This is a genomic window from Achromobacter sp. DH1f, assembly GCF_000633435.1.
Lineage (GTDB): Bacteria > Pseudomonadota > Gammaproteobacteria > Burkholderiales > Burkholderiaceae_B > Achromobacter > Achromobacter deleyi.
In genome coordinates, this window is record NZ_AYMF01000011.1 from 116,950 (window position 1) to 142,805 (window position 25,856).

24 protein-coding genes are annotated in these 25,856 nt (G+C 67.8%); 9 read left to right on the plus strand and 15 right to left on the minus strand.

Features of this window, described 5'->3' with window-relative positions:
* Positions 1-33 precede the first annotated feature (33 nt).
* From lnt to miaB, 5 genes are all read right to left on the minus strand, one after another.
* On the minus strand, positions 34-1,668 hold the full coding sequence (gene lnt / locus U858_RS0111525) for an apolipoprotein N-acyltransferase (protein ID WP_025137308.1): 1,635 nt from the start codon (positions 1,666-1,668) through the stop codon (positions 34-36).
* Positions 1,665-2,555: an HlyC/CorC family transporter gene (locus U858_RS0111530; RefSeq protein ID WP_025137309.1), complete on the minus strand. Its 891-nt coding sequence runs from the start codon at positions 2,553-2,555 to the stop codon at positions 1,665-1,667. The genes lnt and U858_RS0111530 overlap by 4 nt, the downstream gene beginning before the upstream one ends.
* Positions 2,556-2,708: 153 nt before the next feature.
* Positions 2,709-3,182 carry an rRNA maturation RNase YbeY gene (ybeY, locus tag U858_RS0111535; RefSeq protein ID WP_025137310.1) on the minus strand — a complete coding sequence of 158 codons (474 nt, stop codon included), beginning with the start codon at positions 3,180-3,182 and terminating at the stop codon, positions 2,709-2,711.
* A complete protein-coding gene (locus U858_RS0111540) occupies positions 3,172-4,197 on the minus strand; it encodes a PhoH family protein (RefSeq protein ID WP_025137311.1) in 1,026 nt (341 codons plus the stop codon). The genes ybeY and U858_RS0111540 overlap by 11 nt, the downstream gene beginning before the upstream one ends.
* Positions 4,194-5,627, minus strand: a complete 1,434-nt coding sequence (miaB, locus tag U858_RS0111545; RefSeq protein ID WP_025137312.1) for a tRNA (N6-isopentenyl adenosine(37)-C2)-methylthiotransferase MiaB — start codon at positions 5,625-5,627, stop codon at positions 4,194-4,196. Before miaB ends, U858_RS0111540 begins: the two co-directional genes overlap by 4 nt.
* 166 nt (positions 5,628-5,793) lie before the next feature.
* Here miaB and U858_RS0111550 point away from each other — a divergent pair, with 166 nt between their 5' ends.
* Complete coding sequence (locus U858_RS0111550) at positions 5,794-6,555, plus strand: phosphatase PAP2 family protein (protein WP_025137313.1); 762 nt, start codon at positions 5,794-5,796, stop codon at positions 6,553-6,555.
* A 107-nt stretch (positions 6,556-6,662) separates the two neighbouring features.
* On the opposite strand, the gene U858_RS0111555 is transcribed toward U858_RS0111550, so the two are convergent.
* The 9 genes from U858_RS0111555 to U858_RS0111590 all read right to left on the minus strand — a co-directional run bounded on the left by U858_RS0111555 (position 6,663) and on the right by U858_RS0111590 (position 15,358).
* Positions 6,663-7,376: an alanyl-tRNA editing protein gene (locus U858_RS0111555; RefSeq protein WP_025137314.1), complete on the minus strand. Its 714-nt coding sequence runs from the start codon at positions 7,374-7,376 to the stop codon at positions 6,663-6,665.
* 60 nt (positions 7,377-7,436) lie between these two features.
* Positions 7,437-8,114 carry a VOC family protein gene (locus tag U858_RS0111560; protein ID WP_025137315.1) on the minus strand — a complete coding sequence of 226 codons (678 nt, stop codon included), beginning with the start codon at positions 8,112-8,114 and terminating at the stop codon, positions 7,437-7,439.
* Between the two features lie 57 nt (positions 8,115-8,171).
* On the minus strand, positions 8,172-8,426 hold the full coding sequence (locus tag U858_RS36495; RefSeq protein ID WP_081821595.1) for an XRE family transcriptional regulator: 255 nt from the start codon (positions 8,424-8,426) through the stop codon (positions 8,172-8,174).
* A gap of 143 nt (positions 8,427-8,569) precedes the next feature.
* A complete protein-coding gene (gene secF / locus U858_RS0111565) occupies positions 8,570-9,505 on the minus strand; it encodes a protein translocase subunit SecF (protein ID WP_025137316.1) in 936 nt (311 codons plus the stop codon).
* Positions 9,506-9,556: 51 nt separating this feature from the next.
* A complete protein-coding gene (gene secD / locus U858_RS0111570) occupies positions 9,557-11,437 on the minus strand; it encodes a protein translocase subunit SecD (RefSeq protein WP_025137317.1) in 1,881 nt (626 codons plus the stop codon).
* A gap of 111 nt (positions 11,438-11,548) precedes the next feature.
* The gene (yajC, locus tag U858_RS0111575) at positions 11,549-11,890 is read right to left on the minus strand and encodes a preprotein translocase subunit YajC (protein WP_006390891.1); all 342 of its coding nucleotides are present in this window, start codon (positions 11,888-11,890) and stop codon (positions 11,549-11,551) included.
* Positions 11,891-12,162: 272 nt separating this feature from the next.
* Entirely contained in the window at positions 12,163-13,299 is a 1,137-nt protein-coding gene (gene tgt / locus U858_RS0111580; RefSeq protein ID WP_025137318.1) for a tRNA guanosine(34) transglycosylase Tgt, read from the minus strand.
* On the minus strand, positions 13,296-14,351 hold the full coding sequence (gene queA, locus U858_RS0111585) for a tRNA preQ1(34) S-adenosylmethionine ribosyltransferase-isomerase QueA (protein ID WP_025137319.1): 1,056 nt from the start codon (positions 14,349-14,351) through the stop codon (positions 13,296-13,298). Before queA ends, tgt begins: the two co-directional genes overlap by 4 nt.
* Positions 14,352-14,521: 170 nt before the next feature.
* Positions 14,522-15,358 carry an IclR family transcriptional regulator gene (locus U858_RS0111590; RefSeq protein WP_025137320.1) on the minus strand — a complete coding sequence of 279 codons (837 nt, stop codon included), beginning with the start codon at positions 15,356-15,358 and terminating at the stop codon, positions 14,522-14,524.
* A gap of 78 nt (positions 15,359-15,436) precedes the next feature.
* On the opposite strand from U858_RS0111590, the gene U858_RS0111595 reads away from it, so the two are divergent.
* The 5 genes from U858_RS0111595 (at position 15,437) to upp (ending at position 20,556) form a co-directional block, all read left to right on the plus strand.
* Entirely contained in the window at positions 15,437-16,450 is a 1,014-nt protein-coding gene (locus U858_RS0111595; RefSeq protein ID WP_025137321.1) for an LLM class flavin-dependent oxidoreductase, read from the plus strand.
* Between the two features lie 81 nt (positions 16,451-16,531).
* Positions 16,532-17,038 (plus strand): flavin reductase family protein, encoded by a 507-nt coding sequence (locus U858_RS0111600; RefSeq protein ID WP_025137322.1) that lies wholly within the window; start codon positions 16,532-16,534, stop codon positions 17,036-17,038.
* Positions 17,039-17,103: 65 nt separating this feature from the next.
* Entirely contained in the window at positions 17,104-18,255 is a 1,152-nt protein-coding gene (locus tag U858_RS0111605; protein ID WP_025137323.1) for an ABC transporter substrate-binding protein, read from the plus strand.
* 72 nt (positions 18,256-18,327) lie between these two features.
* Positions 18,328-19,776 carry a D-alanyl-D-alanine carboxypeptidase/D-alanyl-D-alanine-endopeptidase gene (gene dacB, locus U858_RS0111610; RefSeq protein WP_025137324.1) on the plus strand — a complete coding sequence of 483 codons (1,449 nt, stop codon included), beginning with the start codon at positions 18,328-18,330 and terminating at the stop codon, positions 19,774-19,776.
* Between the two features lie 141 nt (positions 19,777-19,917).
* Complete coding sequence (gene upp, locus U858_RS0111615) at positions 19,918-20,556, plus strand: uracil phosphoribosyltransferase (RefSeq protein ID WP_025137325.1); 639 nt, start codon at positions 19,918-19,920, stop codon at positions 20,554-20,556.
* A gap of 114 nt (positions 20,557-20,670) precedes the next feature.
* Here upp and cysG read toward each other — a convergent pair whose 3' ends face one another.
* A complete protein-coding gene (gene cysG / locus U858_RS0111620; protein WP_025137326.1) occupies positions 20,671-22,086 on the minus strand; it encodes a siroheme synthase CysG in 1,416 nt (471 codons plus the stop codon).
* A gap of 523 nt (positions 22,087-22,609) precedes the next feature.
* Between cysG and U858_RS0111625 the strand changes: the two genes are divergently transcribed.
* The 3 genes from U858_RS0111625 (at position 22,610) to U858_RS0111635 (ending at position 25,743) form a co-directional block, all read left to right on the plus strand.
* Complete coding sequence (locus U858_RS0111625) at positions 22,610-23,920, plus strand: CmpA/NrtA family ABC transporter substrate-binding protein (RefSeq protein WP_029953754.1); 1,311 nt, start codon at positions 22,610-22,612, stop codon at positions 23,918-23,920.
* Positions 23,921-24,008: 88 nt separating this feature from the next.
* The gene (gene ntrB / locus U858_RS0111630; protein ID WP_029953755.1) at positions 24,009-24,866 is read left to right on the plus strand and encodes a nitrate ABC transporter permease; all 858 of its coding nucleotides are present in this window, start codon (positions 24,009-24,011) and stop codon (positions 24,864-24,866) included.
* A gap of 4 nt (positions 24,867-24,870) precedes the next feature.
* Positions 24,871-25,743, plus strand: a complete 873-nt coding sequence (locus U858_RS0111635) for an ABC transporter ATP-binding protein (protein ID WP_025137329.1) — start codon at positions 24,871-24,873, stop codon at positions 25,741-25,743.
* Positions 25,744-25,856 lie beyond the last annotated feature (113 nt).

The following is a 25,856-nucleotide window of genomic DNA, read 5'->3' on the forward strand; positions in this document are numbered from 1 at the left end:
GAGCAAAGACGGCGGGCGGACACCCGCGCGAAATCAGCCGCGCCGCGTGCGGCGGCCGCTGCCGAAGGCGGCAATCAGCGCCAGGCCGATCAGCGCCAGGGCCGACTTGTCGCCAAAGCGCGCGTAAGGCGTCAGCCCCGTCATGCCCTGCACCACGACCGGCAGCACGCCCGGCTGCAACGGCGCGAGCTGGGCCGCGACATGGCCCTTGGCGTCGATGGCTGCGGTGATGCCGGTGTTGGTGGCGGTCAGCATGGGACGGGCGGTTTCGATGGTGCGAAGGCGCCCGATCTGCAAGTGCTGGCGCAAGGCCCAGGAATCGCCGAACCAGCCCAGGTTGCTGACGTTGACCAGGATGGTCGCGCCCGGTTCGCCGTTGGGACCCGGCTGCAGCGCGGGCAGCAGGTCGGGGCCGAACAGGTCTTCGTAGCAGATGTTGAAGGCGATGTGCTGGCCGCCCACGGCGAACGGCGTCTGGCGTTCGGGGCCGCGGTCGAAGTCGCCCAGCGGAATGTCGAGCATGTCGACGAACCAGTGAAAGCCCGGCGGCACGTATTCGCCCCACGGCACGAGGTGGCGCTTGTCGTAGCGCATGGCGGTGGCGCCGCTCACCAATTGCGTGGCCGGCGTCTGGCCGTCAAAGCCCAGCACGCTGTTGGTGTAGCGGTCGCGGCCGTTCACCACGTCGTGCACCGGCACACCCATGGCGACCACGGCGTTCTGCCGCGCCGCGACCTGGCGCCAGATTTCCCACACACGCGGATCGAGCTGATCCTGGAAGACCGGCATCACGGTTTCCGGCAGGATGATCATCTGCGGCGCCGGCACGCCGGGCGCGGGCGGCAGGGCCGCCAGTTCCAGGTGGCGCCGGATGCTTTGATCCAGCAGCGCGGGGTCGAATTTCTGCGATTGCTCGATGTTGCCCTGGACCAGCCGCACGTTCAGCGGCTCGCCGCTGGGGGCGGACCAATCGATGCGCGACAGCGGCCAGCCCACGGCAACCAGTGCCAGCGCCACGCCAGCCGACAGTGCACGGCGGCCATCGCGGGCCTGTTTTTGGTCGCCCACCGGCCGCCACAGGCTGGCGATGGCGGCGGCCGCGAACGCCGACACGAACGCCATGCCGTGCACGCCCAGCAGCGGCGCCCAGCCGGCAATGGGGCTGTCGACTTGCGCGTAGCCGATGTTCAGCCACGGGAAGCCGGTAAGCAGTACGGCGCGGACCCATTCGAAGCCGGCCCACAGCGCACCCCAGGCCAGCGTGGCCGACAGCACGCGGGCTGGCGTGGAATCGTGCGCCAACGGCGCATAGCGCCGCGCCAGCGCGCCGGCCGTGGCCGGAAACAGCGCCAGGAAGGCGGACAAGGCCAGCACGGCGGCCACGGCCAGCGGCGCGGCCAGGTCGCCGTAGCGGTGCAGGCTGATGAAGATCCAGTACAGGCCCAGCGCGTAGGTCACGAAGCTGAACAGCCAGCCGCGCGCCCAGGCCTGGCGGGCTGTCGGGGCGTACAGGGTGACGCGGGCGGCCACCGCCAGCGCCAGGATCTGCGTGATGGCCAGCGCCCAATCGGGCAGCGGGCCGGGCGCGAAGGTCAGGGCATGGACGGCGCCCGCCAGCGTCAGGCCGGCGGCACCGCGCAGGAGCCGGCTGCGAGTGCTGCGGGTCATGCGTTGTCAGTGGGGGAAACGTTGCGTGCGGCCGTGCCGCGCTTGACGCGCAGCCAGATGGCGCGGCGCGCGTCACCGCGGGCCACTTCCAGCTTCAGGCCGTCGAATTCGGCGGTATCGCCGCGGCGCGGGATGCGGCCCAGTTGGCCGCCCATCCAGCCGCCGACGCTGTCGTATTCGTCGTCGGGCAGCTGGCAGCCGAACACGTCGTTGAAGTGCGAGATGTCGGTGGCGGCAAGCACGCGCCACTGGTTTTCGCCTTCGGGGAAGATCGAGTCTTCTTCGGTTTCGTCGAATTCGTCTTCGATGTCGCCGACGATCTGTTCCAGCACGTCTTCCATGGTGACCAGGCCCGAGATGCCGCCGTGCTCGTCGATGACGATGGCCTGGTGGTTACGGCTGGCGCGGAACTCGTGCAGCAGCACATTCAGGCGCTTGGACTCGGGAATGAACACGGCCGGGCGCACCAGCGTGCGCACTTCGATGCCGGGTTCCAGCATGCAGCGCAGCAGGTCTTTGGCCAGCAGGATCCCGATGATGTTGTCGCGGTCGCCTTCGTACACGGGGAACCGCGAGTGCGCGGTTTCGATCACCGAGGCCACCAGGTAGGGAATGGGCTGCGTGACGTCGAGCAGGTCCATGCGCGAACGCGGAACCATGATGTCGCCGACGGTGCCCTCGGACACGGCGAGCGCGCCCTTGATCATCTTGTAGGACTCCGCGTCGAGCAGGTCGCGGTCGTGGGCGGCTTCCAGGATGGCCTTGATGCCTTCACGGTCCTCGGGCTCGCGGCGCACAAGGGAAAGCAGGCGGTCTAGAAGGGATTTGGTGGCGGGTTTGGCTGAGCGAGCAGGGGTCGCTTCGGGAGCAGGGTAAGGGTCAGACATCGTCCGGGAGGACAAGTTATGGAGGGGCCAGCATAACCGAAACTGGCGCCTGATTTGTAACGCCGCCCCCGAAAATGAGGGTAACCGACGCGATCTGCGCCTTGTAGGACGACATTTCACGCCGATTTGTCAGGGTTGACCCCAGGCCCGGTATCAGGGGGCCAAATAGGGGTCGGCGATGCCCATACGGGCCAGCGTGGCGGTTTCCAGCGCTTCCATGCGGCGGGCGTCGCGCGCCTTGATGTGGTCGTAGCCCAGCGAATGCAGCACGCCGTGCAGCGTCAGGTGGGCGGCGTGGTCCAGGAGCGCCTTGCGTTGTTCGCGGGCCTCGCGCACCAGCACCGGCACGCACATCACGATATCGCCGCGGGCCACGCCCAGCGGGTCCACGCCGTATTCGAACGTCAGCACGTTGGTCGCGTAGTCGCGCTGGCGGAAATCGCGGTTCAGGCGGCGGCCCTCGGCGGCGCCCACCAGCCGCAGGCTGAGCTCGGCGGCCGAGAATTCGACCAGGCCGTCCTCGGCCGCGGCGGCCAGCGCCCGCTCGGCCCAGCGGCGCAGGCGCCAGCGGGGCAGGCGGGGTTCTTCGACCCCGTACTGGACGGAAAGGGACAGATCAGGCGTCATTTTCGGAAGCGCGGTCGTAGGCGTCGACGATGCGGGCCACCAAGGGGTGGCGCACCACGTCGCGGCTGGTGAAACGGGTGGTGGCGATGCCCTGCACGTCGTGCAGCACCTTGACCGCGTGCGCCAGGCCGCTGTCCTGACCGCGTGGCAGGTCCACCTGCGACGGGTCGCCGGTGATGACGGCCTTGCTGCCAAAGCCGATGCGGGTCAGGAACATCTTCATCTGTTCCGGCGTGGTGTTCTGCGCCTCGTCCAGGATGACGAAGGCGTGGTTCAGGGTGCGGCCGCGCATGTAGGCCAGCGGGGCGATCTCGATGGTCTGCTTTTCGAACAGGCGCTGCACCTTCTCGAAGCCCATCAGGTCGTACAGCGCGTCGTACAGCGGGCGCAGGTAGGGGTCGACCTTCTGCGCCAGGTCGCCGGGCAGAAAGCCCAGGCGTTCGCCGGCCTCGACCGCCGGGCGCGTCAGCACCAGGCGCTGCACGGTGTCGCGTTCCATCGCGTCGATGGCGCAGGCCACCGCCAGCCAGGTCTTGCCGGTGCCGGCCGGACCCACGCCGAAGGTGATGTCGTGCTTGAGGATGTTGTTCAGGTAGTCGCGCTGGCGCGGCGTGCGCGGGCGCAGGTCGCTGCGCTTGGTGCGCAGGGCGATGCCGTCGCTTTCGTCGTCCAGCGCGGGCAGCGGGTCGGCCTCGTGGACCGGCGCTTCCTGCAGCTTGTCTTCCTGGCGGCCCACGCCGATCTCGACCAGCCCCAGCTGGATGTCGTCGACCGACAGCGCGCGGTGCACCGCTTGCTCGTGAAAGCGCCGCAGGACGCGCCCGGCCAGCTCGGCGCGTTCGCCTTCGATGGTGACGCGGCTGCCGCGGCGCGACAGCTTCACGCCCATGCCATCGGCCAGCTGGCGCAGGTTTTCGTCCAGCGGGCCGCACAGATTGGCCAGGTGGGTGTTGTCGCCGTCCAGGGTGACGACGGCGGGCATGCTGCGGCGGGCGCGGGGGCGGGAAGTGGTCATTCGGCCTCTTGGGGAACGCGGTCGACGTCAGCCACCCGGGCGCGCAGCGAATTGGTGTGCGCTTCGGTGATGATGACGTCGACCATTTGTCCGATGAGCCGCGCGGGCGCGGCGAAATTGACGATGCGGTTGTTCTCGGTGCGGCCCATCAGTTCGTTGGGATCGCGGCGCGAGGGGCCTTCGACCAGCAGGCGCTGGCGCGTGCCGACCATGTTGCGGGCGATGGTGGCCGCCTGCTCGTTGATCAGCGCCTGCAGGCGCTGCAGGCGGCGCAGCTTGACGTCTTGCGGCGTGTCGTCGTGCAGGTCGGCCGCCGGCGTGCCGGGACGGCGCGAATACACGAACGAGAACGAGGTATCGAAACCCACGTCTTCGATCAGCTTCATGGTCTTTTCGAAGTCTTCCTCGGTTTCACCCGGGAAGCCCACGATGAAGTCCGACGACAGCGTCAGGTCGGGGCGCGCCGCGCGCAGGCGCCGCACCACCGATTTGAATTCCAGCGTGGTGTAGCCGCGCTTCATTCCCGCCAGCACGCGGTCGCTGCCGGCCTGCACCGGCAAGTGCAGGAACGACACCAGCTTGGGCAGGCGGGCATAGGCGTCCACCATGCGCTGGGTCATTTCCTTGGGGTGCGAGGTCGTGTAGCGGATGCGTTCGATGCCGGGGATCTCGTGCACGTATTCCAGCAGCATGGCGAAATCGGCGATCTCGTCGCTGTCGGCCATGCGGCCGCGGTAGGCATTCACGTTCTGGCCCAGCAGCGTCACTTCCTTGACGCCCTGGTCGGCCAGGTCGGCCACTTCGATCAGCACGTCGTCGAACGGGCGCGAGACTTCTTCGCCGCGCGTGTAGGGCACGACACAGAAGCTGCAGTACTTGCTACAGCCTTCCATGATGGACACGAAGGCCGTGGCGCCGTCGACCCGCGGGGGCGGCATGTTGTCGAACTTCTCGATTTCCGGGAAGCTGATGTCGACCTGCGAACGGCCTTGTTCGCGGCGGCGCTTGATCAGGTCGGGCAGGCGGTGCAGGGTCTGCGGGCCGAACACCACGTCCACATAGGGCGCGCGCTTGACGATGGCCTCGCCTTCCTGGCTGGCCACGCAGCCGCCCACGCCGATCACCAGGTTCGGATTGGTTTTCTTCAGGTGCTGCACGCGGCCCAGGTCGGAAAAGACCTTTTCCTGGGCTTTTTCGCGCACCGAACAGGTGTTGAACAGGATGACGTCGGCGTCTTCCGGGTTGTCGGTCAGTTCGAGCCCCTGGTCGCCGCGCAGCACGTCGGCCATCTTGTCCGAGTCGTACTCGTTCATCTGGCAGCCGAAGGTGCGGATATACAGCTTGCGGGGCGCGCCGGTGGCGGCGTCGGGGGACAGGGCGGCGGCGATGCCGTCGGGCGCCGAGGCGCGCTTGAGGGAAGTTTCTTGCATGATGGTCGCCGTGACGGGTGTAGATCCCGGGGGCAGAAGAAGGGAAAGGCGGAATTTTACCCCTTGCTGCAAATTTCCTTCTTGGATTGGTCACCCGGGGCCGTTACGATAGCTGGCCTTCGCCGATTCCCTTTCCGATAATAATTATCTTTACGTCAACGGTCCGATGACGCCGAATCCTCTCATGCCCCCCGTGGCCGCGCCCACGGCCGTTGCTCCGGCTGCCGCTGCCGACGAATTCCGCAATCCGCTGTCCACCCGCGCGTGGCTGATGGCGGGCGTTCTGTTGGCGCTGGCCGCCGGCGCCAGCGCCCTGTGGATCGATCTGCCGCTGGCGGTCTGGATCCGCCAGTCGGTCAGCGACGGCGTCAATCAATCGTTCGAATGGATCGGCGAACTGGGCGAAAGCGGCCGCTACATCGGCGTGGCGCTGGCGTTCTACATCCTTGGCCTGGTCGGCCTGGCGCGCGGCTGGCGCAACCCGGTGCGCATGAGCTTTGCCAGCATGGCGCGCGGCAGCCTGCTGATGCTGTCCACCATGGCGGTGGGCGGGCTGATCGTGCTGATCCTCAAGCGTTCCGTGGCGCGGGCCCGGCCCGAGCTGTTCTTCGAAAAAGGCATCTATGGGTTGGGCGAATCGTTCTCGCGCGCCCAGCAGTTCAATTCCTTTCCGTCCAGCCACACCTACGCGGCCTTCGCCGTGGCGGTGGTGCTGGGCATCCTGGCGCCGCGCTGGCGCTGGGCGTTCCTGTCGCTAGGAGCGCTGGTCGCCGTCAGCCGCCTGGTCAACCTGGACCACTACCTGTCCGACGTCATGACCGCCGCCGGCATCGCCATCGCCGTCGGCCATCTGCTGGCCCCGCGCATCCTGTGCAGCCGCTACCAGTGGCCGCTGCGGGCGCCCTGGCGCTGGTGGAAAAAAGGCTGAACCGGCCTGCGAGCGGGACCTTCGCCGGAAAAAAAGGCTGCCGTCCTGGCAGCCTTTTTCTTGGGTGGGCGAGATCAACGCCTGCGCGCGGGTCCGTTGCGTGGCGCTCAGGCGAAGGCGACGACCACGCGCCGGTTGGTGCGGCTTTTCTTTTCGATCTTGGTCACCGTGATCGGGCCGATCTCGCCCGTGTTGGCCACGTGCGTGCCGCCGCAAGGCTGGCGGTCCACGCCGGGGATCTCGATGATGCGGATGCGCGCCGTGCCGGCGGGAGGCGCGGCGCCCACCGTGCGCACCAGGTCGGGCTGCGCGGCCAGTTCCTCAGGCGTGATGGCGTTGACGGCCACGTCGGTGCGGGCGTTGATCAGCGCGTTCAGGCGTTCGGTCAGGTCGGCCTTGTCCAGCGTGGATTCGGGCAGGTCGAAATCGATGCGCGCCGAGTCGGGCGAGATGCTGCAGCCGGTGACGGGCGCCGGCACCAGCGACCCCAGCAAGTGCAGACAGGTATGCAGGCGCATCAGCTTGTGGCGGCGCGCCCAGTCGATGGCGACGGTGACGCGGTCGCCCACTTGCGGCAGTGCGGCGCCTTCGGCGAGCACGTGCAGGATGCGGCTGCGATCATCGGCGTAGACCGTGTCGGCCAGCGCCAGCACCTGGCCGTCCGGCAAGGTCAGCGTGCCGCTGTCGCCCGCCTGGCCGCCGCTGCGGGCGTAGCAGACGGTCTGGTCCAGTTCGATGCCTTCGGGGGTGACGGCGGTGACCGTGGCCTCGCACTGCTGCAGATAGGGTTCGTCGTCGAAGCGCTTGATAGGGGCGGTCATGGGGTGTCTCTCGTTCTGTTGTGGGGTGGGGCAGGGCCGGCAGGCGTCAGGGCCTGAACCCTATGTGAGGGTCTTTACGCCCTGGGCGGTTTCAATGCGGGCTTGCAGGCGCGGCGGGCCGTCGGCCTGGTCGATCGTGATCAGGTGATCGGCGCCCAGCCATGCCAGCCCCTGGCGCAGCAAGGCCACGCGCGGATGGGTGCCGGCCAGGGATTGCAGCGTCAGCGCCTGGCGGGGCAGGCTGACACCGGGATAGGCGTCCACGTCCCATTGGATCAAGGTGGGCAGCAGGCCGTCGCCGGCCGTCTGGCCGCCGTCGCGCCACGTGGGCAGGCTGCCGTCGTCCGGCACGGTCAGGCGCCAGCGCAGGTTGCCGCGCGTCATGGGGATGGCGGGCGCGATGCGGTCGGGATGCCGGGCCTGCCAGGCGGACAGATCGTCCGGCGCCGCGACGCGTGCCGCCCAATGCGCCAGGAACGGCCCGTCGGCCAGCCGCGCGCGCAGGGCGGGCTGGTCCAGTCCGAACCAGCGGGGTCGTTGCGGCGCCGGCGCATCCGGGTCGATGGCGATGACTTCCAGGTACACGCCGCCCGCCATGCCCAGCACCCGATTGTGGGTGCCCATGCGCGGATGCGCGCCGCCGCCCGCGGGCGCAATGCCCAGCAGGTCGGCCACATGGCGGGTGCCGCTGTCCAGATCGGCGGCGGCGACGACGAGATGATCGAGGGCGAGTTTCATGGCGCCTATGGTATCGAATACGGGGGACGCCGTACCCGTACACCTGGGCGGGGGCGGTCAGTACAGTGGTGCCAGGAGGCTAGCCAATGCCTGCCGTAACTGCGTTGACGAAATCCTGCCTAGGGCGTAGCCCCGAATTTGGGATATGTCGTGTTGGGTAAGATTTGAGGCCGTTGCGACGTCCGTTCGAGAAAGACCATGTTGGTCAATCAGGTCGTTCAATGTGATTGCCAATTGAGCCTTCACGGTCAGTTCCGTTGCGCATTGCAATCCAAGGTCGTGCAATACGTTCAACGTGCCCGCTTCACGCATGACAGCTACTTCCTGTTGGATTGTTGGAGGAAGACCAGAATATCTTCAAGCTGAATTGCGGGCTATTCGTAGCGACCGCAACTCCTCCGCCCATAAAAAAAACCCGCCGCAATGCGACGGGTTGTTCTTCATGGGCGGAAAGATCAGGCGGCTTCGCCTTCTTCGCCTTCCTTCTTGACCGGCTTGATCAGGTCTTCGCGCTTGACGCCCATCCACATGGCCAGCGCGGCGGCGACGAACACCGACGAGTAGATGCCGAACCAGATGCCGATGGTCAGGGCCATGGCGAAGTAGTGCAGGGTGGGGCCGCCGAAGAACAGCATGGCCAGCACCATCATCTGGGTCGAGCCGTGGGTGATGATGGTGCGCGAGATGGTCTGCGTGATGGCGCTGTTGATGACTTCGTGCACGTCCGCCTTGCGGTACTTGCGGAAGTTCTCGCGGATCCGGTCCATGATGACCACGGATTCGTTCACCGAGTAACCCAGCACCGCCAGCACGCCCGCCAGCACTGACAGCGAGAATTCCCACTGGAAGAAGGCGAAGAAGCCCAGGATGATCACCACGTCGTGCAGGTTGGCGATCACGCCGGCGACGGCGAACTTCCATTCGAAGCGAAAGCCCAGGTACACCATGATGCCGATGACCACGACCAGCAGTGCCATCAGGCCGTTGTGCAGCAGTTCCTGGCCCACCTGCGGGCCCACGAACTCGACCCGGCGCAATTCCACCCCCTGGTCCGCGGTCTTCAGGGCGGCCATGACGGTCTCGCTCTGGGTGGCGGACGTCTGGCCTTCCTGCAGGGGCAGGCGGATCATGACGTCGTGCGAGGTGCCGAAGTTCTGCACCTGGAAGTCGGTGTAGCCCAGCTTGGAGACCACGCCGCGCACGCTTTCAAGCTGCGCCGTCTGGGCGTAGTTGACTTCCATGACCGTGCCGCCGGTGAATTCGATCGACAGGTGGAAACCGCGCGTGAGAATGAAGAAGACCGCCGCCACGAAGGTGACGAGGCTGATGATGTTCAGCACCAGCGCGTGGCGCATGAACGGGATGGTGCGGTGAATCCGGAAAAATTCCATTTTTTGCCCTGGCTTGTCGGTGGCGGGCGGCGTGGCCGCCCGCACTCATGTTCAGTTGGTCTTCGGCTTCCAGACTTCGCCGATGGAAATCGACGTGAGCTTCTTCTTGCGGCCGTACCAGAGGTTGGCCAGCGCGCGCACGCCCACGACGGACGAGAACATCGAGGTCAGGATGCCCAGGCAATGCACCACCGCGAAGCCGCGGATGGGGCCGGAACCGAATGCCAGCAGGGCCAGGCCGACAATCAGCGTGGTGAGGTTGGAGTCGAGAATGGTGCCCCACGCGCGTTCGAAACCGTGGTGGATCGCCTGTTGTGGCGACGCCCCGGCGCGTAGTTCTTCCCGTATCCGCTCGTTGATCAGCACGTTCGAGTCAATGGCCATGCCCAGTGTCAGCGCGATAGCCGCGATGCCTGGCAGCGTCAGCGTAGCCTGCAGCATCGACAGCAGGGCCAGCAGCAGCAGCACGTTCAGGGTCAGGCCGACGGTGGAGAACACGCCGAACAGGTGGTAGTAGACGATGATGAAGATGGCGATGGCCAGGAAGCCGTACAGCGTCGAATGGAAGCCCTTCGAGATGTTGTCGGCGCCCAGGCTCGGGCCGATGGTGCGTTCTTCGATGATCGACATCGGCGCGGCCAGCGCACCGGCGCGCAGCAGCAGGGCGGTGTCGGCGGCTTCTTCGGAACTCATGCTGCCCGAGATCTGCACCTGGCCGCCGGCGATTTCGCTGCGGATGACGGGGGCCGTCACGACCTCGCCCTTGCCGTTCTCGAACAGCAGGATGGCCATGCGCTTGCCGATGTTGTCGCGGGTGACGTCGCGGAAGATGCGGGCGCCCTTGGAATCCAGCGTCAGGTGGACGGCGGCCTGCTGGGTCTGCGAGTCGCGGCCGGGCTGGGCGTCCTGCAGGTTTTCACCGGTCAGGACGACCTGGCGGCGCACCAGGATGGGGCGGCCGTCGCGGTCGGAATAGCGTTCCAGGCCGAATGGCACCGAGCCGCCCAGCAGCGCGGCTTGCGCGGCGGGGGAATCGTCGACCATGCGGATTTCCAGCGTGGCGGTGCGGCCCAGCAGTTCCTTGGCCTTGGCCACGTCCTGCACGCCGGGCAACTGCACCACGATGCGGTCCGAACCCTGTTGCTGGATGACCGGTTCGGCCACGCCCAGTTCGTTGATCCGGTTGTGCAGCGTGTTGATGTTCTGCTTCAGGGCCGAGTCCTGCACGCGGGTGACCGCGGCCGGGTTCAGCGCGCCCATCAGCAGCAGCTTGCCGTTTTCTTCGCTTTCGGTGAATTCCAGGTCAGGCAGGCGGGTGCGCAGCGTCGAGATGGCGCGGTCGCGGTCCTGCGCGTTGGCGAAGGTGGCGGCCACGCCCATGCCCGAGCGTTCGACGCCGGCCACGTTGACCTTCTGGTCGCGCAGCACCGAGCGCACGTCGGCGGCCAGGGAATCGTAGCGGGCGGTCAGGGCGCCCTGCATGTCCACTTGCAGCAGGAAGTGCACGCCGCCGCGCAGGTCCAGGCCCAGGTACATGGGCTTGGGGGCGAACCAGCCCATTGCGCGCATCCAGGTGGGCGAGGCGGGCAACAGGTTCAGCGCCACGGTGTAGTGGGGGTCGCCCTGGACGGTATTGAGGGATTTGTCGATCAGGTCGCGCGCCTGCAGTTGCAGGTCGGTCGACGTGAAGCGGGCGCGCACGGTGCCGAGCGTGCCGTTCTGTTCGTAGTAGACCCCTTCGTTGGGGATCTTGGCGTCGGCCAGTACCTGCTCGACCCGGCTCAGCATGGCCGTATCCACCTTGATGGTGGCCTTGGCGCTGGAAACCTGGACGGCGGGGGACTCGCCGTAGAAATTGGGAAGCGTATAGAGCAGGCCAATAAAGACCGCAATCAGGACCGTAATGTACTTCCAGAGGGGATAGCGGTTCATTGCCGGCTACTTCATGTAAGAGTGATGAAAGGGCCGCCCGGGCGACAGGCGCGGCGGGCGGCGGAGCGGCGCCGCCGAACCCTGGGGCCCGGCGGCGCTCCTATGGGACGCTTACAGGGCCTTGATGGTTCCCTTGGGCAGAACGGTCGAGACCGACGATTTCTGCATGATGATCTCGACCGGCTTGTCGGCCAGTTCGGACACTTCGACGGTGACGTAGCTGTCGTTCACCTTGGTGACCTTGCCCAGCATGCCGCCGGCGGTGACGACTTCGTCGCCCTTGGCCAGGGCGGCGATCAGATTGCGGTGTTCCTTCTGGCGCTTCATCTGGGGACGGATCATCAGGAAGTAGAGGATCACGAACATCAGGATGATGGGCAGCATGCCCATCAGCGCGTTGCCTTCGGGGGCTGCCTGGGCCACGACGAGGCTGGCGGTATCGATAGCGGACATGTAATTCTCCTGCGTATAGTCTGTTTGGGTTTGTTTGTATCGAGCTGTCGTCGATCTTGTTCTGCGCCCATCCCCGCGCGAGCCATGGATAGGGCAAGCCGACTATTGTAGCTAGGTTTAAGGCCCCCACGCCGCGCGCACTTTGTGCGCTAGCTGCCCCCCGAGGGGGCTGCCCCGCCTTGGGGCGGCCCGGCGGCGGGGCGGCTGTTCTAGCGCGGGTCTTGGCGCTGCGCGCGCCCGCTTTTCACTCGGGCGTGGCACCGTCTGGGATTCTATTCCACCCCGCGCGCCCGGTCGGCGGCAAACTGGGCGCGCCAGGCGTCGAAGCGGCCTTCGGCGATGGCTTCCCGCATTTCCTTCATGATGGTCAGGTAGAAGTGCAGGTTGTGCAGCGTATTCAGGCGCGCGCCGGTGATTTCGTTGGCGCGCTGCAGGTGGTGCAGGTAGGCGCGCGAAAAGTGCGCGCAGGTGTGGCATTCGCAGCTGGGGTCCAGCGGGCGGGTGTCGTCGCGATACTTGGCGTTGCGGATCTTGACGTCGCCAAAGCGGGTGAACAGCCAGCCGTTGCGCGCGTTGCGGGTCGGCATGACGCAGTCGAACATGTCCACGCCGCGGCTCACGCCCTCGACCAGGTCTTCCGGCGTGCCCACGCCCATCAGGTAGCGCGGCGCCTGGGCCGGCAGCTTGGGCGTGACGTGCGCCAGGATGCGCATCATGTCTTCCTTGGGCTCGCCCACCGACAGGCCGCCGATGGCGTAGCCATGAAAGCCGATGTCCTGCAGGCCGGCCAGCGACTCGTCGCGCAACGCCTCGTACATGCCGCCCTGGACGATGCCGAACAGCGCGTTCGGGTTTTCCAGGCGGTCGAATTCCTCGCGCGAACGGCGCGCCCAGCGCAGCGACATGCGCATGGACCGGGCGGCCTCTTCGACGGTGGCGGGCCGGCCGTCGATTTCATAGGGCGTGCACTCGTCGAACACCATGACGATGTCCGAATTCAGCGAACGCTGGATGCGCATGGATTCTTCGGGCGTGAGGAACAGGCGCGCGCCGTCGATAGGCGAGGCGAACTTGACGCCTTCCTCGGTGATCTTGCGCATGCCTTGCAGGCTGAACACCTGAAAACCGCCCGAATCCGTCAGGATGGGCTTGTCCCACTGCATGAAGCCGTGCAGGCCGCCGTGCTTTTCCATGATTTCCGTGCCCGGGCGCAGCCACAGGTGGAAGGTGTTGCCCAGCACGATCTGCGAGCCGATCTCCTTGAGCTCGTGCGGCATCATGGCCTTGACGCTGCCATAGGTGCCCACGGGCATGAAGATGGGCGTTTCCACCACGCCGTGGTTCAGCGTGATGCGGCCGCGGCGGGCGCCGCCGTCGGTGGCGAGCAGTTCGAAATTCAGTCCGGTCATGGGGCAGGGGATTCGATGAACATGGCGTCGCCATAGCTGAAGAAGCGGTAGCGCTGGGCCACGGCGTGGGCATAGGCGCGGCGGATCGGCTCGACGCCGGCCAGCGCCGACACCAGCATCAGCAAGGTCGACTGGGGAAGATGGAAGTTGGTGACCAGGGCGTCGACGACGCGGTACGGGTAGCCAGGGGTGATGAACAGGCGGGTGTCGCCCTGGGCGGCGGCCAGCGGCAGGCCGGGGGCCGTGCGGCCTTCGGTCTGCGCGGCGGCGGATTCCAGGGCGCGCACGCTGGTGGTGCCCACCGCGATGACGCGGCCGCCCTTGGCGCGGGCCGCGGCGATGGCGTCCACGGCGGCCTGCGGCACGGTGAACCACTCGGCGTGCATGATGTGGTCGGCCAGGTTGTCCACGCGCACGGGCTGGAAGGTGCCGGCGCCCACGTGCAGGGTGACGAAGGCGCGGTCCACGCCCAGCGCGGCCAGGCGGTCCAGCGTGGGCTGGTCAAAGTGCAGGCCGGCGGTGGGGGCGGCGACGGCGCCGGGTTCGCGGGCGTAGACGGTCTGGTAGCGGTCGTCGTCGCCCGCGTCGGCCTCGTGCGTGATGTAGGGCGGCAGCGGCGTGGCGCCGTGCGCATCCAGCAGGTCCAGCACCGGGCCGGGAAAGCGGATGTCGAACAGTTCGCCTTCGCGGCCTAGCACGGTGGCGTCGAAGGCGTCGGCCAGGCGCAGCACCATGCCGGGGCCGGGCGACTTGCTGGCCCGCACGTGCGCCAGGGCGCGGTCGGTGTCGGTGATGCGTTCGACCAGCACTTCGATCTTGCCGCCCGTGGCCTTGTGGCCGGCCAGGCGCGCCTTGATCACGCGGGTGTCGTTGAACACCAGCAGGTCGCCGGGGCGCAGCAGCCCTTCCAGGTCGGCGAAGCGGCGGTCATGGAGCTGGCTGGCGCCGTCCAGGTGCAGCAGCCGGCTGCCCGTGCGCTGGGCGGCGGGCGTCTGCGCGATGAGCTCGGGCGGCAGCTCGTAGTCGAAGTCGGAAACGGTAAGGGCTTGCACGGGATATCGGTATCAGGGGGCGGGCGTGGCGAAGGTCGCAGCAAGGGCGCCGGGCCGCCGGCAATGGGGCGGCGAAAAAACGAGCCAGGCCCGGGGGCCGGCTCTGGGGCAACTCGCTATTGTAAAGGGGCTGGGAAAAAGGGCGGTTGGCCGGGGCGGCCAGGCCCGATTCAGCGTCCGCCGCGCCAGCCCAGCCGGCGCGAGCAATCGGCCGCCGCCGCCGCCAGCGCGCGCAGCGGCGCGCCGTCCGACGACAGGTCGAAGCCGCCGTGCAGGCCCAGGCCGGTGATGGCCCCGGCCAGTTGGCCCTGGGCGTCCAGCACCGGCAGCGCGGCCGAGTCGATGCCGTGCAGCAGGTGGCCGCTGACGCAGGCATAGCCACGTTCGCGGGTGGCGAGCCAGCGCCGCCGCAGGACGGCGGCAGGGTCGGCGATATCGGCCTTGGCCAGGGCGGGGTCGGCGGGATCGCCCAGCAGGCCCGCCGGGTCGGCGCCCTGGCGCTGCGCCGCGTCCCATTCCGCCAGGGCGCGCGGCAGCGCCAGCGCCTCGGGCAGCCAGGCCGCGAAGACGCGTCCGGTGGCGCTGTTGAGCAGCGGCAGCACCGAGCCGACCCGCACGTTCACCGTGACGGGCAGGCGGGCGTCGCGCCATTGCACGATGGTGGGGCCGTGCTGGCCCCAGACGGAAATGAAGACGGTCTGGCCGATAGCCGCGCTCAGGTCTTCCAGGCAACCGGCCGCCAGTTTCACGAAATCCACCTCGGCCAGCGCGGCCAGGCCCGTGTGCAGGGCCTGCGGCCCCAGCCGGTAGCGGGCGCTGGCGGGGTCCTGCTCGACATAGCCGCGCCGTTCCAGCGACACCAGGTAGCGGTGCGCCTTGGCGCGCGGCATGTCCAGGCTGCGGCCCAGTTCCGACACCGACACGGCGCCGCCCAGCTCGGCCAGCCGGGTCAGGACGTCCAGGGCGATTTCGGCGGACTGGATCCCGGTGCTGCTCTCTGTTGACATCAGTTCGTCTCTTATTAGAATACGTGTATCACTAAAAAATACATCAGCGCGCCGCCGCGGACAAATACGGAGACAACCATGAAGCTGTCCATCTTCTCGGTACAAGATCATTACCCCGACCAGCCCCGCAGCCTGGGCCAGCTGTACAGCCAGGTGCTGGAGCAGGCCCGCCAGGCCGAACAGTGGGGGTACGACACCTTCTGGGTGGCCGAGCACCACTTCCATGAGTACGGCGCGGTGCCCAATCCGGCGGTGTTCCTGGCGGCGCTGTCGCAGCAGACGACGCGCCTGCGGCTGGGCACGGCGATTTCGATCCTGACCTTCCACAACCCGCTGACGGTGGCGGAAAACTATGCCTTGGTGGATCAGCTTTCGCAAGGCAGGCTGTCGCTGGGCGTGGGCTCGGGCTACCTGAAGCATGAATTCGAGGGTTACGACGTCGACCCCGCCATCAAGCGCGAGCGCTTCGACGAAAACCTGATGCTGGTCGAGCGCCTGCTGTCCGGCGAACGGGTCAGCCACGAAGGCAAGTTCAATCGCATCCACGAGGTCCGGCTGAACGTGCAGCCGGTGCAGCAGCCGGTGCCCGTCTACGTGGCCATCCTGCGCCGCGAGGCCGCCTACCACGTGGGCCGCCAGGGGCGCCGCATGCTGTTCGTGCCCTACGCCGCGGTCGACAACTTCGAAGAGATCGGCCTGATGATGCAGGACTACCGCCGCGGGCTGGCCGAAGCCGGCATCGAAGACGCCGCCGGCATGGCGGCCGTGGCGCTGCACACCCATGTGGCCGCCACCGACGACGAGGCCCGCGAACGCGCCGCCCGCGCTTTTGACCTGTATGTGGAAACGCGCCTGTACGCCCGCAAGCAGGTCTACGACGACATCATCGCCAGCGGCCTGTCGCTGTTCGGCTCGCCCCGCACCGTGGCCGACAAGCTCGCGCGGCTGGCCGACATGGGCCTGGACCACGTGATGAGCCTGCACAATTTCGGCCTGATGCCGCAGGACCGGGTGCTGGATTCGATGCGGCGCCTGATGGACGAGGCCGTGCCGCTGTCGGGCGTGCGCGGGGCCGCCGTCCAGCCGGCCTGACGGCGGTACGCGTGCCTTCCCTGGCGCGCACGCCGTTGCCTGCAAGACCGTCCCGCCCTCGCCGAACCGCCGGAGCCCCCCATGACCTGCGCTACCCTTGATCTCAGCCCCGTTCGCCTGCGGCAGGCGCTGGGGCGCTACGCCACCGGCGTCACGGTGGTGACCGCCGCCGGCGCCCAGGGCCCCATCGGCCTGACGGTCAATTCCTTCGCCCCGGTGTCGCTGGACCCGCCGCTGGTGCTCTGGAGCCTGCGCCGCGCCAGCATGCATTACGACGATTTCATGGCGCAGGGCGGCTTTGCCATCCATGTGCTGGGGGCGCCGCAACGCGACCTGGCACGGGTGTTTTCGCAGCCGGTGGCCGACCGTTACGCGGGGCTGGACTGGTATGTGGGGCAGGACGGCATTCCCATGTTCGATGCCTGCGCCGCGCGCTTCGAGTGCGCCACCCGCCAGGTGCTGGAAGTGGGCGACCACGCCGTGCTGATCGGCGAGGTGCTGCGCCTGCACGCGCCGGACGACGATGGCGGGGCGCTGGTTTTCCATAAGGGCGCTTTCCTGCCGCAAGCGGGGGTTCCCGTCGTATAACGCTTTCACGCCGTAGCGGATCGGCAAGACGCATAACGATATCCGCGCCCCAAAGGAGACGACGCATGACCCCCCGTTGCACATTGAAGGCCGCGTTGGCGGCCCTGCTGGTCGCGGCCGCCGCACCCGCGCTGGCCCAGGTGAAGATCGGCGCCACCCTGTCCACCACCGGCCCCCAGGCCTCGCTGGGCATCCCTGAACGCAACACCATCAGTCTGCTTCCCACGGAAATAGGCGGCGTGAAGGTGGAATACGTGGTGCTGGACGACGCGTCCGATACCACGCGGGCGGTCAGCAATTCGCACAAGCTGATTTCCGAGAACAAGGTCGACCTGATCGTCGGCTCGACCACCACCCCCAACACCATGGCCATGCTGGACACGGTGGCCAGCGGCGCCACGCCGGTGATCACGCTGGCGTCGTCGGCCCGCCTGATCGACCCGGTGGACGACAAGCGCCGCTGGGTCTTCAAGACGCCGCATTCCGATTCCCTGATGGCCGAAGGCATCGCCCGCCATGCCGCCGCCAACGGCGTCAAGAAGCTGGCCTTCATCGGCTTCAACAACGCCCTGGGCGAAACCTTCTGGGTGGAAGTGGAAAAGGCGGCCAAGCAGCACGGCATCGAGATCGTGGGCCGCGAAAGCTTCGCGCCCACCGACACGTCGGCCGTGGCGCAGACCCTGAAGCTGGTGGGCGCCGCTCCGGACGCCGTGGTGGTGGGCGCGTCCGGCACGCCGGCCGCGATGCCGGCCCGGGCGCTGCGCGAGCGCGGCTACCAGGGCAAGATCTATTTCAACCACGGCGTGGCCAACAACGACTTCCTGCGGGTGTGCGGCACGGCCTGCGACGGCGCCTGGGTGCCGGTGGGGCCGGTGATGGTGGCCGACCTGCTGCCCGAGAGCAATCCGGTCAAGGCCACGGCGCAGGCCTTCGCCAAGAAATATGAGGCCGCCAACGGCCCTGGCAGCGTGTCCCTGTTCGCCGCCTATACCTGGGACGTGGGCTTGCTGCTGCAGCAGGCCATCCCCGTGGCGTTGAAGTCGGCCAAGCCGGGCACGCCGGAATTCCGTGCGGCGCTGCGTGACGCGCTGGAAAACGTGAAGAACCTGCCGACCGCCACCGGCGTGGTCAACATGAGCGCCACCGACCACAACGGCCTGGACGAACGCGCGCTGGTCATGGCGACCGTGGCGGGCGGCAAGTGGAAACTGCAGTAGCCGCCACCCGTAACCGTCCCAGGTTTTGTATGCTCTCGGTTTCGCGAGGCAAGGCAACCAGGTGGACAGGGCATGACAGGATCAGGGAAAAAGCGGTGGAGCGGGCCGGCGCGATGGCTGGCTGGCGGGTTGCTGGCCCTGGCCGCCGGCAATGCCTGCGCGCAGGTGCCCGGCCTGCCGCCCAGCGTGGTCAACGCCTGGAAGGCCACCAAGCTTCCTGACAGCGCCTTGTCTCTGGTGGTGCAAGAGGTCGGCGGCCCGCGGCTGGCGACCCTGAACGCCAAAGAAGCCCGCAACCCGGCATCGGTGATGAAACTGGTCACCACCTGGGCGGCGCTGTCCGAACTGGGGCCCAACTACGTCTGGCGCACCGATTTCATGACCGAGCCGGGCGCGCGGCCGGACGCCCGCGGCGTGTTGCCCGGTCCGCTGTACCTGCGCGCCGGCGGCGACCCGCAATTCCTGATGCAGGACCTGTGGGCGCTGCTGCGCGAATTGCGCCTGCGCGGGGTCAAGCAGATCAACGACCTGGTGATCGACCGCAGCATCTTCGGCCAGGTCGCGACCGACCCCGGCGCTTTCGACGGCGCGCCCGACCGCGCCTACAACGCCAGCCCCGACGCGCTGATGGTGGGCTTTGGCGCCGTGCGCATCCTGTTCAGCCCCGATCCGGCCGCCAATAAATGGGTGCCGCTGATCGACCCGCCGTTGCCCGGCCTGAAGATCGAAGGCAAGGTGGACTGGAGCGATGTGCGCTGCCCCGGCGCGCCCGTGGTCCAGACCGACCCCGTCATCACCCAGCAGGGCGTGACCCTGCGGGTCAGCGGCAAGGTGGCCGGTTCCTGCGGCGAATTCAGCCTGTATCGCCTGGCGCTGTCGCAGAACGACTACGCCACCGAAGTCTTCCGCATGCTCTGGAAGGAACTGGGCGGCACCTTCAAGGGCCAGGTGCGCACGGGCGTGGTGCCCGGCGACGCCGTGGTGCTGGCCTCGCATGATTCGCCGACCCTGGCCGAAGTGATCCGCCAGATCAACAAGCGCAGCAACAACGTCATGGCGCGCACGCTGCTGTTGACCCTGGGCGCCGAGCGCGGCCGTCGCCCGGCGACGGTGATCAGCAGCGAGACCGTGGCCAAGGGCCTCCTGGCCAAGCAGGGCCTGGACATGCCGGAACTGGTGATCGACAACGGCGCCGGCCTGTCGCGCGAGGCGCGGGTGTCCGCCGACAGCCTGGCGTCGATGCTGACCGTGGCCTGGAACTCGCCGGTCATGCCCGAGTACATTTCATCCTTCGCGATTGCCGGCGTCGACGGCACGGTGCGCCGCCGCCTGAAGGGCGACGGCATTGCCGGCATGGCCCACCTGAAAACCGGGTCGCTGCGCGACGTGCGCTCGATCGCAGGCTATGTGCTGGGGGCCAGCGGCAAGCGCTTCGTCGTGGTGAGCATCGTCAACCACGAACAGGCGGGCGCCGTGCGGGCGTTCGACGACGCCCTCATCGCCTGGCTGGCTGAACAATAGCGCGGGCAGGGTGGGCGCGCCGCGGCGCGCCCACCCGCCGCGTTTCCCATAAACCGATTACGATTCTCAGGCGCGCACCGCGTGACGGTGGCGCCTGAGGCGAAACACCCTGTCTATCAATAATTCTGGAGATTTACGCACATGCCCGTGCACGAAATCCGCCATCCGCTGATCCGCCACAAGCTCGGGATCATGCGTCGCGCCGACCTCAGTACCAAGAGCTTCCGTGAACTGTCGCAGGAAGTGGGCGCGCTGCTCACTTATGAAGCGTCCAAGGACCTGCCGCTGGCGCCCGCCACGGTCGAAGGCTGGTGTGGCTCGGTGCAGGTCGAGAAGATCGCCGGCAAGAAAGTCACCGTGGTGCCCATCCTGCGCGCCGGCATCGGCATGCTGGACGGCGTGCTCAGCCTGATCCCCGGCGCCAAGGTCAGCGTGGTGGGCGTGGCCCGCAACGAAGAAACCCTGGAAGCCCACACCTACCTGGAACGCCTGGTGGGCGAACTGGACCAGCGCCTGGCCCTGATCGTCGACCCGATGCTGGCGACCGGCGGCTCGATGGTCGCCGCGATCGACCTGCTCAAGCGCGCCGGTTGCAAGGAAATCCGCGCGCTGGTGCTGGTGGCCGCGCCGGTCGGCATCGACGCGGTGCTGTCCAAGCACCCGGATGTGCATATCTACACGGCATCCATCGACGACGGCCTGAACGAGCACGGCTACATCATGCCGGGCCTGGGCGACGCCGGCGACCGCATCTTCGGCACCACGCAAAAGACGGAATGATGCCGTCGGTCCGGGGCCGGTTCGCCGTGGCCCCGGCCTGCTTTCATCGATGGGGCCTCAAGCACCGAGGGGGCCCAGGCGGAACAGGTTGACGCGTCCCGAACGGGACGGGCCCTAGGCCGCCAGCCGCTGCGGCGCCCCTTCCAGGTGTTCGCCAAACCAATGCAATGACTGTGCCAGTCCGGCCACTTCGCCCACGATCAAGAGGGCGGGGGACCGGATGGCATGGGCGCGCGCCAGTTGCGGCAAGTCCTGCAACGAACCCGACAGCACCCGCTGTTCGGGGCGGCTGCCGTTTTCGACCAGGGCGAATGGCGTCTGCGGCGCACGGCCGTGGCGTATCAGGCGCTGCGTCAGCAGCTCCAGCTGCCCCACCCCCATATAGAAGGCCAGGGTCTGCTTTTCGCGGGCCAGTGCCGGCCAATCCAGGTTGTCTTCGTCTTCGCGGCAGTGCGCCGTCACCAGGCGCACGGACTGGGCGTGTTCGCGGTGCGTCAGCGGAATGCCGGCGTAGGCCGCACAGGCCAGCGCGGCGGTGATGCCGGGCACGACCTCGTAGCGCACGCCGTGGGCGCGCAGGTGTTCGAGTTCCTCGCCGCCACGGCCAAAAATGAACGCGTCCCCGCCTTTCAGGCGTACCACCCGGCGGCCGGCGCGCGCGTGTTCGACCAGCAGCGCATGAATGCGCGCCTGCGTGGCGTGATGGTCTTCGCCCGGCAGCTTGCCCACCGAAATGCGTTCGGCATCGCGGCGCGCCAGCGACATGATGTCATTGCTGACCAGGCGGTCGTACAGAATCACATCGGCTTCGTTCAGCGCGCGCAGCGCCTTCAGCGTCAAGAGGCCGGGGTCGCCGGGGCCGGCGCCCACCAGCACGACGCTGCCTTCGACCGGCGCCAGCGGCTGGGCCAGCGCGGCGTTCAGGGCGGCCTCGGCCGCCTCGGGTTGCTGCTGGCGCAGCAGGCCGGCCACGGGGCCGTCCAGCAGCCAATCGTAGAAGCGGCGGCGCGCGCCCAGGTCGGGGTGGCCGGCGCGGATGCGTTGGCGGTAGCGTTCGGCCAACCCGGCCAGGTGGCCCAGGGTGTGGTCGAACAGGGATTCGATGCGTTCGCGCAGGCGCCGCGCCAGCACCGGGGCCACGCCCGACGACGAAATGGCGACGATGACGGGCGAACGGTCGACGATGGACGGCACCTGGAACGACGACAGTTCGGGGTCGTCCACCACGTTGCTGAAAATTCGGCGGGACTGGGCGGCCTCGGACACGGCGGCATTGACGCCGCGGTCGTCGGTGGCGGCAACCACCAGCCACACGCCATCGACCCATGCCGGGTCGAACGGGCCGGGCAGGTGGCGGATGCGGCCCTGGGCCAGCAGATCCGCCAGGGCGGGTGTCAGGTCCGGCGCGCCGACGGCCACGTCGGCGTGGGCTTCCAGCAAGGCCAGCGTCTTGCGCTCGGCCACGGCGCCGCCGCCCACGACCAGCACGGGCCGGTCTTTCAGGTCGGCAAAAATCGGGAAAAGCTTCATTACGCAGCCTCGGGCGCACCCGGCAGAAGGTCAGTCGATCATAGGGATGGGGTTTCATCCCCACAACTTCTGATTTCTTGAATCCATATAGCCATAACTTATTTGGCACGCCCGTCCAGCGTGCCTGCCGGGGTAGCTCATGCAAGTTCCATGCCCAGGCGCAGGACGCGGGGCTGGCTGGGGCAGCGGCTGACCAGGGTGCGAAAAATCGCACGTCGATGGTGCACCGCCGCATGGCCGGCGCACCAAAGTGGATCACTCGGGGCGGCACGGCCGGTTGCGTGAGGCCTGCGAGTTTGTGGGATCGCCCCCCTCAAAACCAGCACCGGCGCGGGTCACCAACGCATCGAGCGTCGCCGGAATCGAGTTGGCACAGCGATTGCTTAAGGGTTCATGGGGGCGCCGCATGCGGCTCGCCCACGCCAAGCGCCGCGATTCGCGGCAGGGAACAACGACGTTCCGCAGCGCCGACGGGTTGTTCCCGCAAGGCGCGCGGGACGTTTTTTTTTGCCAGGAGCCCCGTATGACGCAACCGAAGACGCCTGTGAAACCCCTTCTGTCCGACGCCGCCTGCGGTTCGGCCAGCCCCGCCAGCAGTGGCCGCCGCCAATGGCTGGCCGGCACCGCGCGGGCGGTGGCGGGCGCCAGCCTCCTGTCGCTGGTCGATCCCCTGGTGCGGGCCGGCGCCTGGGCCGCGGGCAGCGATGCGCCCGAGAAGCCCGAGGTCAAGATCGGCTTCATTCCGTTGACCGACTGCGCGTCTGTCGTCATGGCGTCGGTGCTGGGCATCGACAAGAAGCATGGCGTCACCATCACGCCGTCCAAGGAAGCGTCCTGGGCGGCGGTGCGCGACAAGCTGCTCAACGGCGAGCTGGACATGGCCCACGTGCTCTACGGCCTGATCTATGGCGTGCAGATGGGCGTGGGCGGGGCGAAGAAGGACATGGCCGTGCTGATGAACCTGAACCAGAACGGCCAGGCCATCACGCTGTCGAACAAGCTGCTGCAGGCCGGCGCGCGCGACGGCGAATCGCTGGCCAAGGTCATGGCGTCCGACAAGCGTGAATACACCTTCGCCCAGACCTTCCCGACCGGCACGCACGCGATGTGGCTGTATTACTGGCTGGCTGCGTACGGCATCGATCCGATGAAGGACGCCAAGGTCATCACCGTGCCGCCGCCGCAGATGGTCGCCAACATGCGGGTGGGCAATATGGATGGCTACTGTGTGGGCGAGCCCTGGGGCGCCCGCGCCATCCTGGACAAGATCGGCTTCACGGCCGTGACCACCCAGGCCATCTGGACCGACCACCCCGAAAAGGTGCTGGGCACCAGCGCCGACTTCGTGGCGCGCAACCCGAATACGGCGCGCGCGGTGACCGCCGCTATCCTGGAAGCGGGCAAATGGATCGACGCCTCGCCGGCCAACCGCCAGAAGACCGCCGAGACCATCGCCGCCAAGTCCTACGTCAACACCGACGCCAGCGCCATCGTGGGCCGCATGCTGGGCCAGTACGACGACGGCCTGGGCAAGCAGTGGAACGACGAGCACGCGATGCGCTTTTCGGGTGACGGCGCGGCCAACTTCCCGTACCTGAGCGACGGCATGTGGTTCCTGACCCAGCACAAGCGCTGGGGCTTGCTGAAGGATCACCCCGACTACCTGGCCACGGCGCGCCAGGTCAACCGCATCGATATCTACAAGCAGGCCGCCCAGGCCGCCGGCATTGCGCTGCCTGCCAGCGACATGCGTACGTCCAAGCTGATCGACGGCGTGGTGTGGGACGGCAGCAATCCGGCGGCCTACGCCGACGGTTTCAAGGTCAAGGCCTGAGCGCCGGTTCGCGATAAGGAGCAACACCATGTCTAGCGTGACGAATAGGGAAGGGGGCGCCTTGGCGGGCGGCACCGCGGGGGCGGCCATGGCCGGGGGCGCCTTGGCCGGGACCGCCGCGACGGCAGGCGCAGGCGCCCGTGCCAGGCTCTGGGCAGACGCCGGGCGCGACTACCTGGAAGCCGCGCTGCGCGCCGTGGTCGGCCCGGTGGCCGGCTTCGCGCTGTTCGTGCTGGTGTGGCAGGTGGTGGCCATGCGCATTCCCGAGATTCCCACGCCGGGGGTGACCTGGCAGGCGGCCGTCACCTTGTTTGCCGACCCGTTCTACGACAACGGCCCGAACGACAAGGGCATCGGCTGGAACCTGCTGGCGTCCTTGCAACGGGTGGGCATCGGCTTCGGGCTGGCCGCGCTGATCGGCATTCCCGTGGGCTTCGCCATCGGCCGCTATGCGCCGGTGCGCGCCATGTTTTCGCCCATCGTGAGCCTGCTGCGGCCCGTGTCGCCGCTGGCGTGGCTGCCGCTGGGCCTGTTGCTGTTCAAGGCCGCGAACCCGGCGGCCATCTGGGCGATTTTCATCTGTTCGATCTGGCCCATGATCATCAACACCGCCGTCGGCGTGTCGCGCGTGCCGCAGGACTACCTGAACGTGGCGCGGGTGCTGAACCTGTCGGAATGGAAGGTCACCACCAAGGTGCTGCTGCCGGCGGTGCTGCCCTACATGCTGACCGGCGTGCGGCTGTCGATCGGTACCGCGTGGCTGGTGATCGTGGCCGCCGAGATGCTGACGGGCGGCACCGGCATCGGCTTCTGGCTGTGGGACGAATGGAACAACCTGAAGGTCGAACACATCGTCATCGCCATTTTCGTGATCGGCATCGTCGGCCTGATCCTGGAAACGCTGCTGGTCGCGCTGGCCCGCCGCTTCACCTACACCGAGGAATAGCGCCATGAAGAAATTCGTACGCATCGAACGCGTGGGCCAGACGTTCACCACCCGCAAAGGCGCTTTCGTGGCGCTGCGCGATATCGACCTGACTGTCGAGCAGGGCGAATTCATCACGCTGATCGGCCACTCGGGCTGCGGCAAGTCCACCTTGCTGAACCTGATTGCCGGCCTGACGCGACCCACCCGCGGCGTGCTGCTGTGCGCCGAGCGCGAGATCACCGGGCCCGGCCCGGACCGCGCGGTGGTGTTCCAGAACCATTCGCTGCTGCCCTGGCTGACGTGTTTCCAGAACGTGCACCTGGCGGTGGAGCGGGTCTTTGGCGCCACCGAAAAGCGCGCCCAGCTGGCCGAGCGCACCCGCGCGGCGCTGGATCTGGTGGGCCTGCTGCCTGCCCAGAACAAGCTGCCGCGCGAGATATCCGGCGGCATGAAGCAGCGCGTGGGCATCGCCCGCGCCCTGGCGATCGAACCCGGCGTGCTGTTGATGGACGAACCGTTCGGCGCCCTGGATGCGCTGACCCGCGCCCATCTGCAGGACGAGCTGCTCAAGATCGTGGCCAAGACGCGCACCACCACCATCATGGTCACGCACGACGTCGACGAGGCCGTGCTGCTGTCGGACCGCATCGTCATGCTGACCAACGGGCCGGCGGCGACCATCGGCGACATCCTGCCGGTGCCGCTGCCGCGGCCGCGCGACCGGGTGCGGCTGGCCAACGATCCGGTCTACCTGTCGTGCCGCGCCGGGGTGGTCGACTTCCTGCATCGCCGCCATGGCAATCCGGAGCGGGCCCAGCCCGCGGCCCTGGCCAGCGTGCCGGCGCCCGAGACACAGGCGTCGGCCGTGGCCGAGGCGTCCCGCGCCGCTGCCTAGCCAGTCGGGAAAAGGGTGCGCTGACTGACACGTTCGGTCATGCGGCGCTTTTGCCAACCGGTGTAGTATCAAGCCACCCGTCCGCGCACAGCGGGCGGCGTTTTCTGGATTTC

Excerpts from the sequence above, each read along its gene's own strand:
- lnt (WP_025137308.1), bottom strand. The coding sequence starts at position 1,668 with ATGACCCGCAGCACTCGCAGCCGGCTCCTGCGCGGTGCCGCCGGCCTG.
- U858_RS0111530 (WP_025137309.1), bottom strand. The coding sequence starts at position 2,555 with ATGTCTGACCCTTACCCTGCTCCCGAAGCGACCCCTGCTCGCTCAGCC.
- ybeY (WP_025137310.1), bottom strand. The coding sequence starts at position 3,182 with ATGACGCCTGATCTGTCCCTTTCCGTCCAGTACGGGGTCGAAGAACCC.
- U858_RS0111540 (WP_025137311.1), bottom strand. The coding sequence starts at position 4,197 with ATGACCACTTCCCGCCCCCGCGCCCGCCGCAGCATGCCCGCCGTCGTC.
- miaB (WP_025137312.1), bottom strand. The coding sequence starts at position 5,627 with ATGCAAGAAACTTCCCTCAAGCGCGCCTCGGCGCCCGACGGCATCGCC.
- U858_RS0111550 (WP_025137313.1), top strand. The coding sequence starts at position 5,794 with ATGACGCCGAATCCTCTCATGCCCCCCGTGGCCGCGCCCACGGCCGTT.
- U858_RS0111555 (WP_025137314.1), bottom strand. The coding sequence starts at position 7,376 with ATGACCGCCCCTATCAAGCGCTTCGACGACGAACCCTATCTGCAGCAG.
- U858_RS0111560 (WP_025137315.1), bottom strand. The coding sequence starts at position 8,114 with ATGAAACTCGCCCTCGATCATCTCGTCGTCGCCGCCGCCGATCTGGAC.
- U858_RS36495 (WP_081821595.1), bottom strand. The coding sequence starts at position 8,426 with ATGCGTGAAGCGGGCACGTTGAACGTATTGCACGACCTTGGATTGCAA.
- secF (WP_025137316.1), bottom strand. The coding sequence starts at position 9,505 with ATGGAATTTTTCCGGATTCACCGCACCATCCCGTTCATGCGCCACGCG.
- secD (WP_025137317.1), bottom strand. The coding sequence starts at position 11,437 with ATGAACCGCTATCCCCTCTGGAAGTACATTACGGTCCTGATTGCGGTC.
- yajC (WP_006390891.1), bottom strand. The coding sequence starts at position 11,890 with ATGTCCGCTATCGATACCGCCAGCCTCGTCGTGGCCCAGGCAGCCCCC.
- tgt (WP_025137318.1), bottom strand. The coding sequence starts at position 13,299 with ATGACCGGACTGAATTTCGAACTGCTCGCCACCGACGGCGGCGCCCGC.
- U858_RS0111590 (WP_025137320.1), bottom strand. The coding sequence starts at position 15,358 with ATGTCAACAGAGAGCAGCACCGGGATCCAGTCCGCCGAAATCGCCCTG.
- U858_RS0111595 (WP_025137321.1), top strand. The coding sequence starts at position 15,437 with ATGAAGCTGTCCATCTTCTCGGTACAAGATCATTACCCCGACCAGCCC.
- U858_RS0111600 (WP_025137322.1), top strand. The coding sequence starts at position 16,532 with ATGACCTGCGCTACCCTTGATCTCAGCCCCGTTCGCCTGCGGCAGGCG.
- U858_RS0111605 (WP_025137323.1), top strand. The coding sequence starts at position 17,104 with ATGACCCCCCGTTGCACATTGAAGGCCGCGTTGGCGGCCCTGCTGGTC.
- dacB (WP_025137324.1), top strand. The coding sequence starts at position 18,328 with ATGACAGGATCAGGGAAAAAGCGGTGGAGCGGGCCGGCGCGATGGCTG.
- upp (WP_025137325.1), top strand. The coding sequence starts at position 19,918 with ATGCCCGTGCACGAAATCCGCCATCCGCTGATCCGCCACAAGCTCGGG.
- cysG (WP_025137326.1), bottom strand. The coding sequence starts at position 22,086 with ATGAAGCTTTTCCCGATTTTTGCCGACCTGAAAGACCGGCCCGTGCTG.
- U858_RS0111625 (WP_029953754.1), top strand. The coding sequence starts at position 22,610 with ATGACGCAACCGAAGACGCCTGTGAAACCCCTTCTGTCCGACGCCGCC.
- ntrB (WP_029953755.1), top strand. The coding sequence starts at position 24,009 with ATGGCCGGGGGCGCCTTGGCCGGGACCGCCGCGACGGCAGGCGCAGGC.
- U858_RS0111635 (WP_025137329.1), top strand. The coding sequence starts at position 24,871 with ATGAAGAAATTCGTACGCATCGAACGCGTGGGCCAGACGTTCACCACC.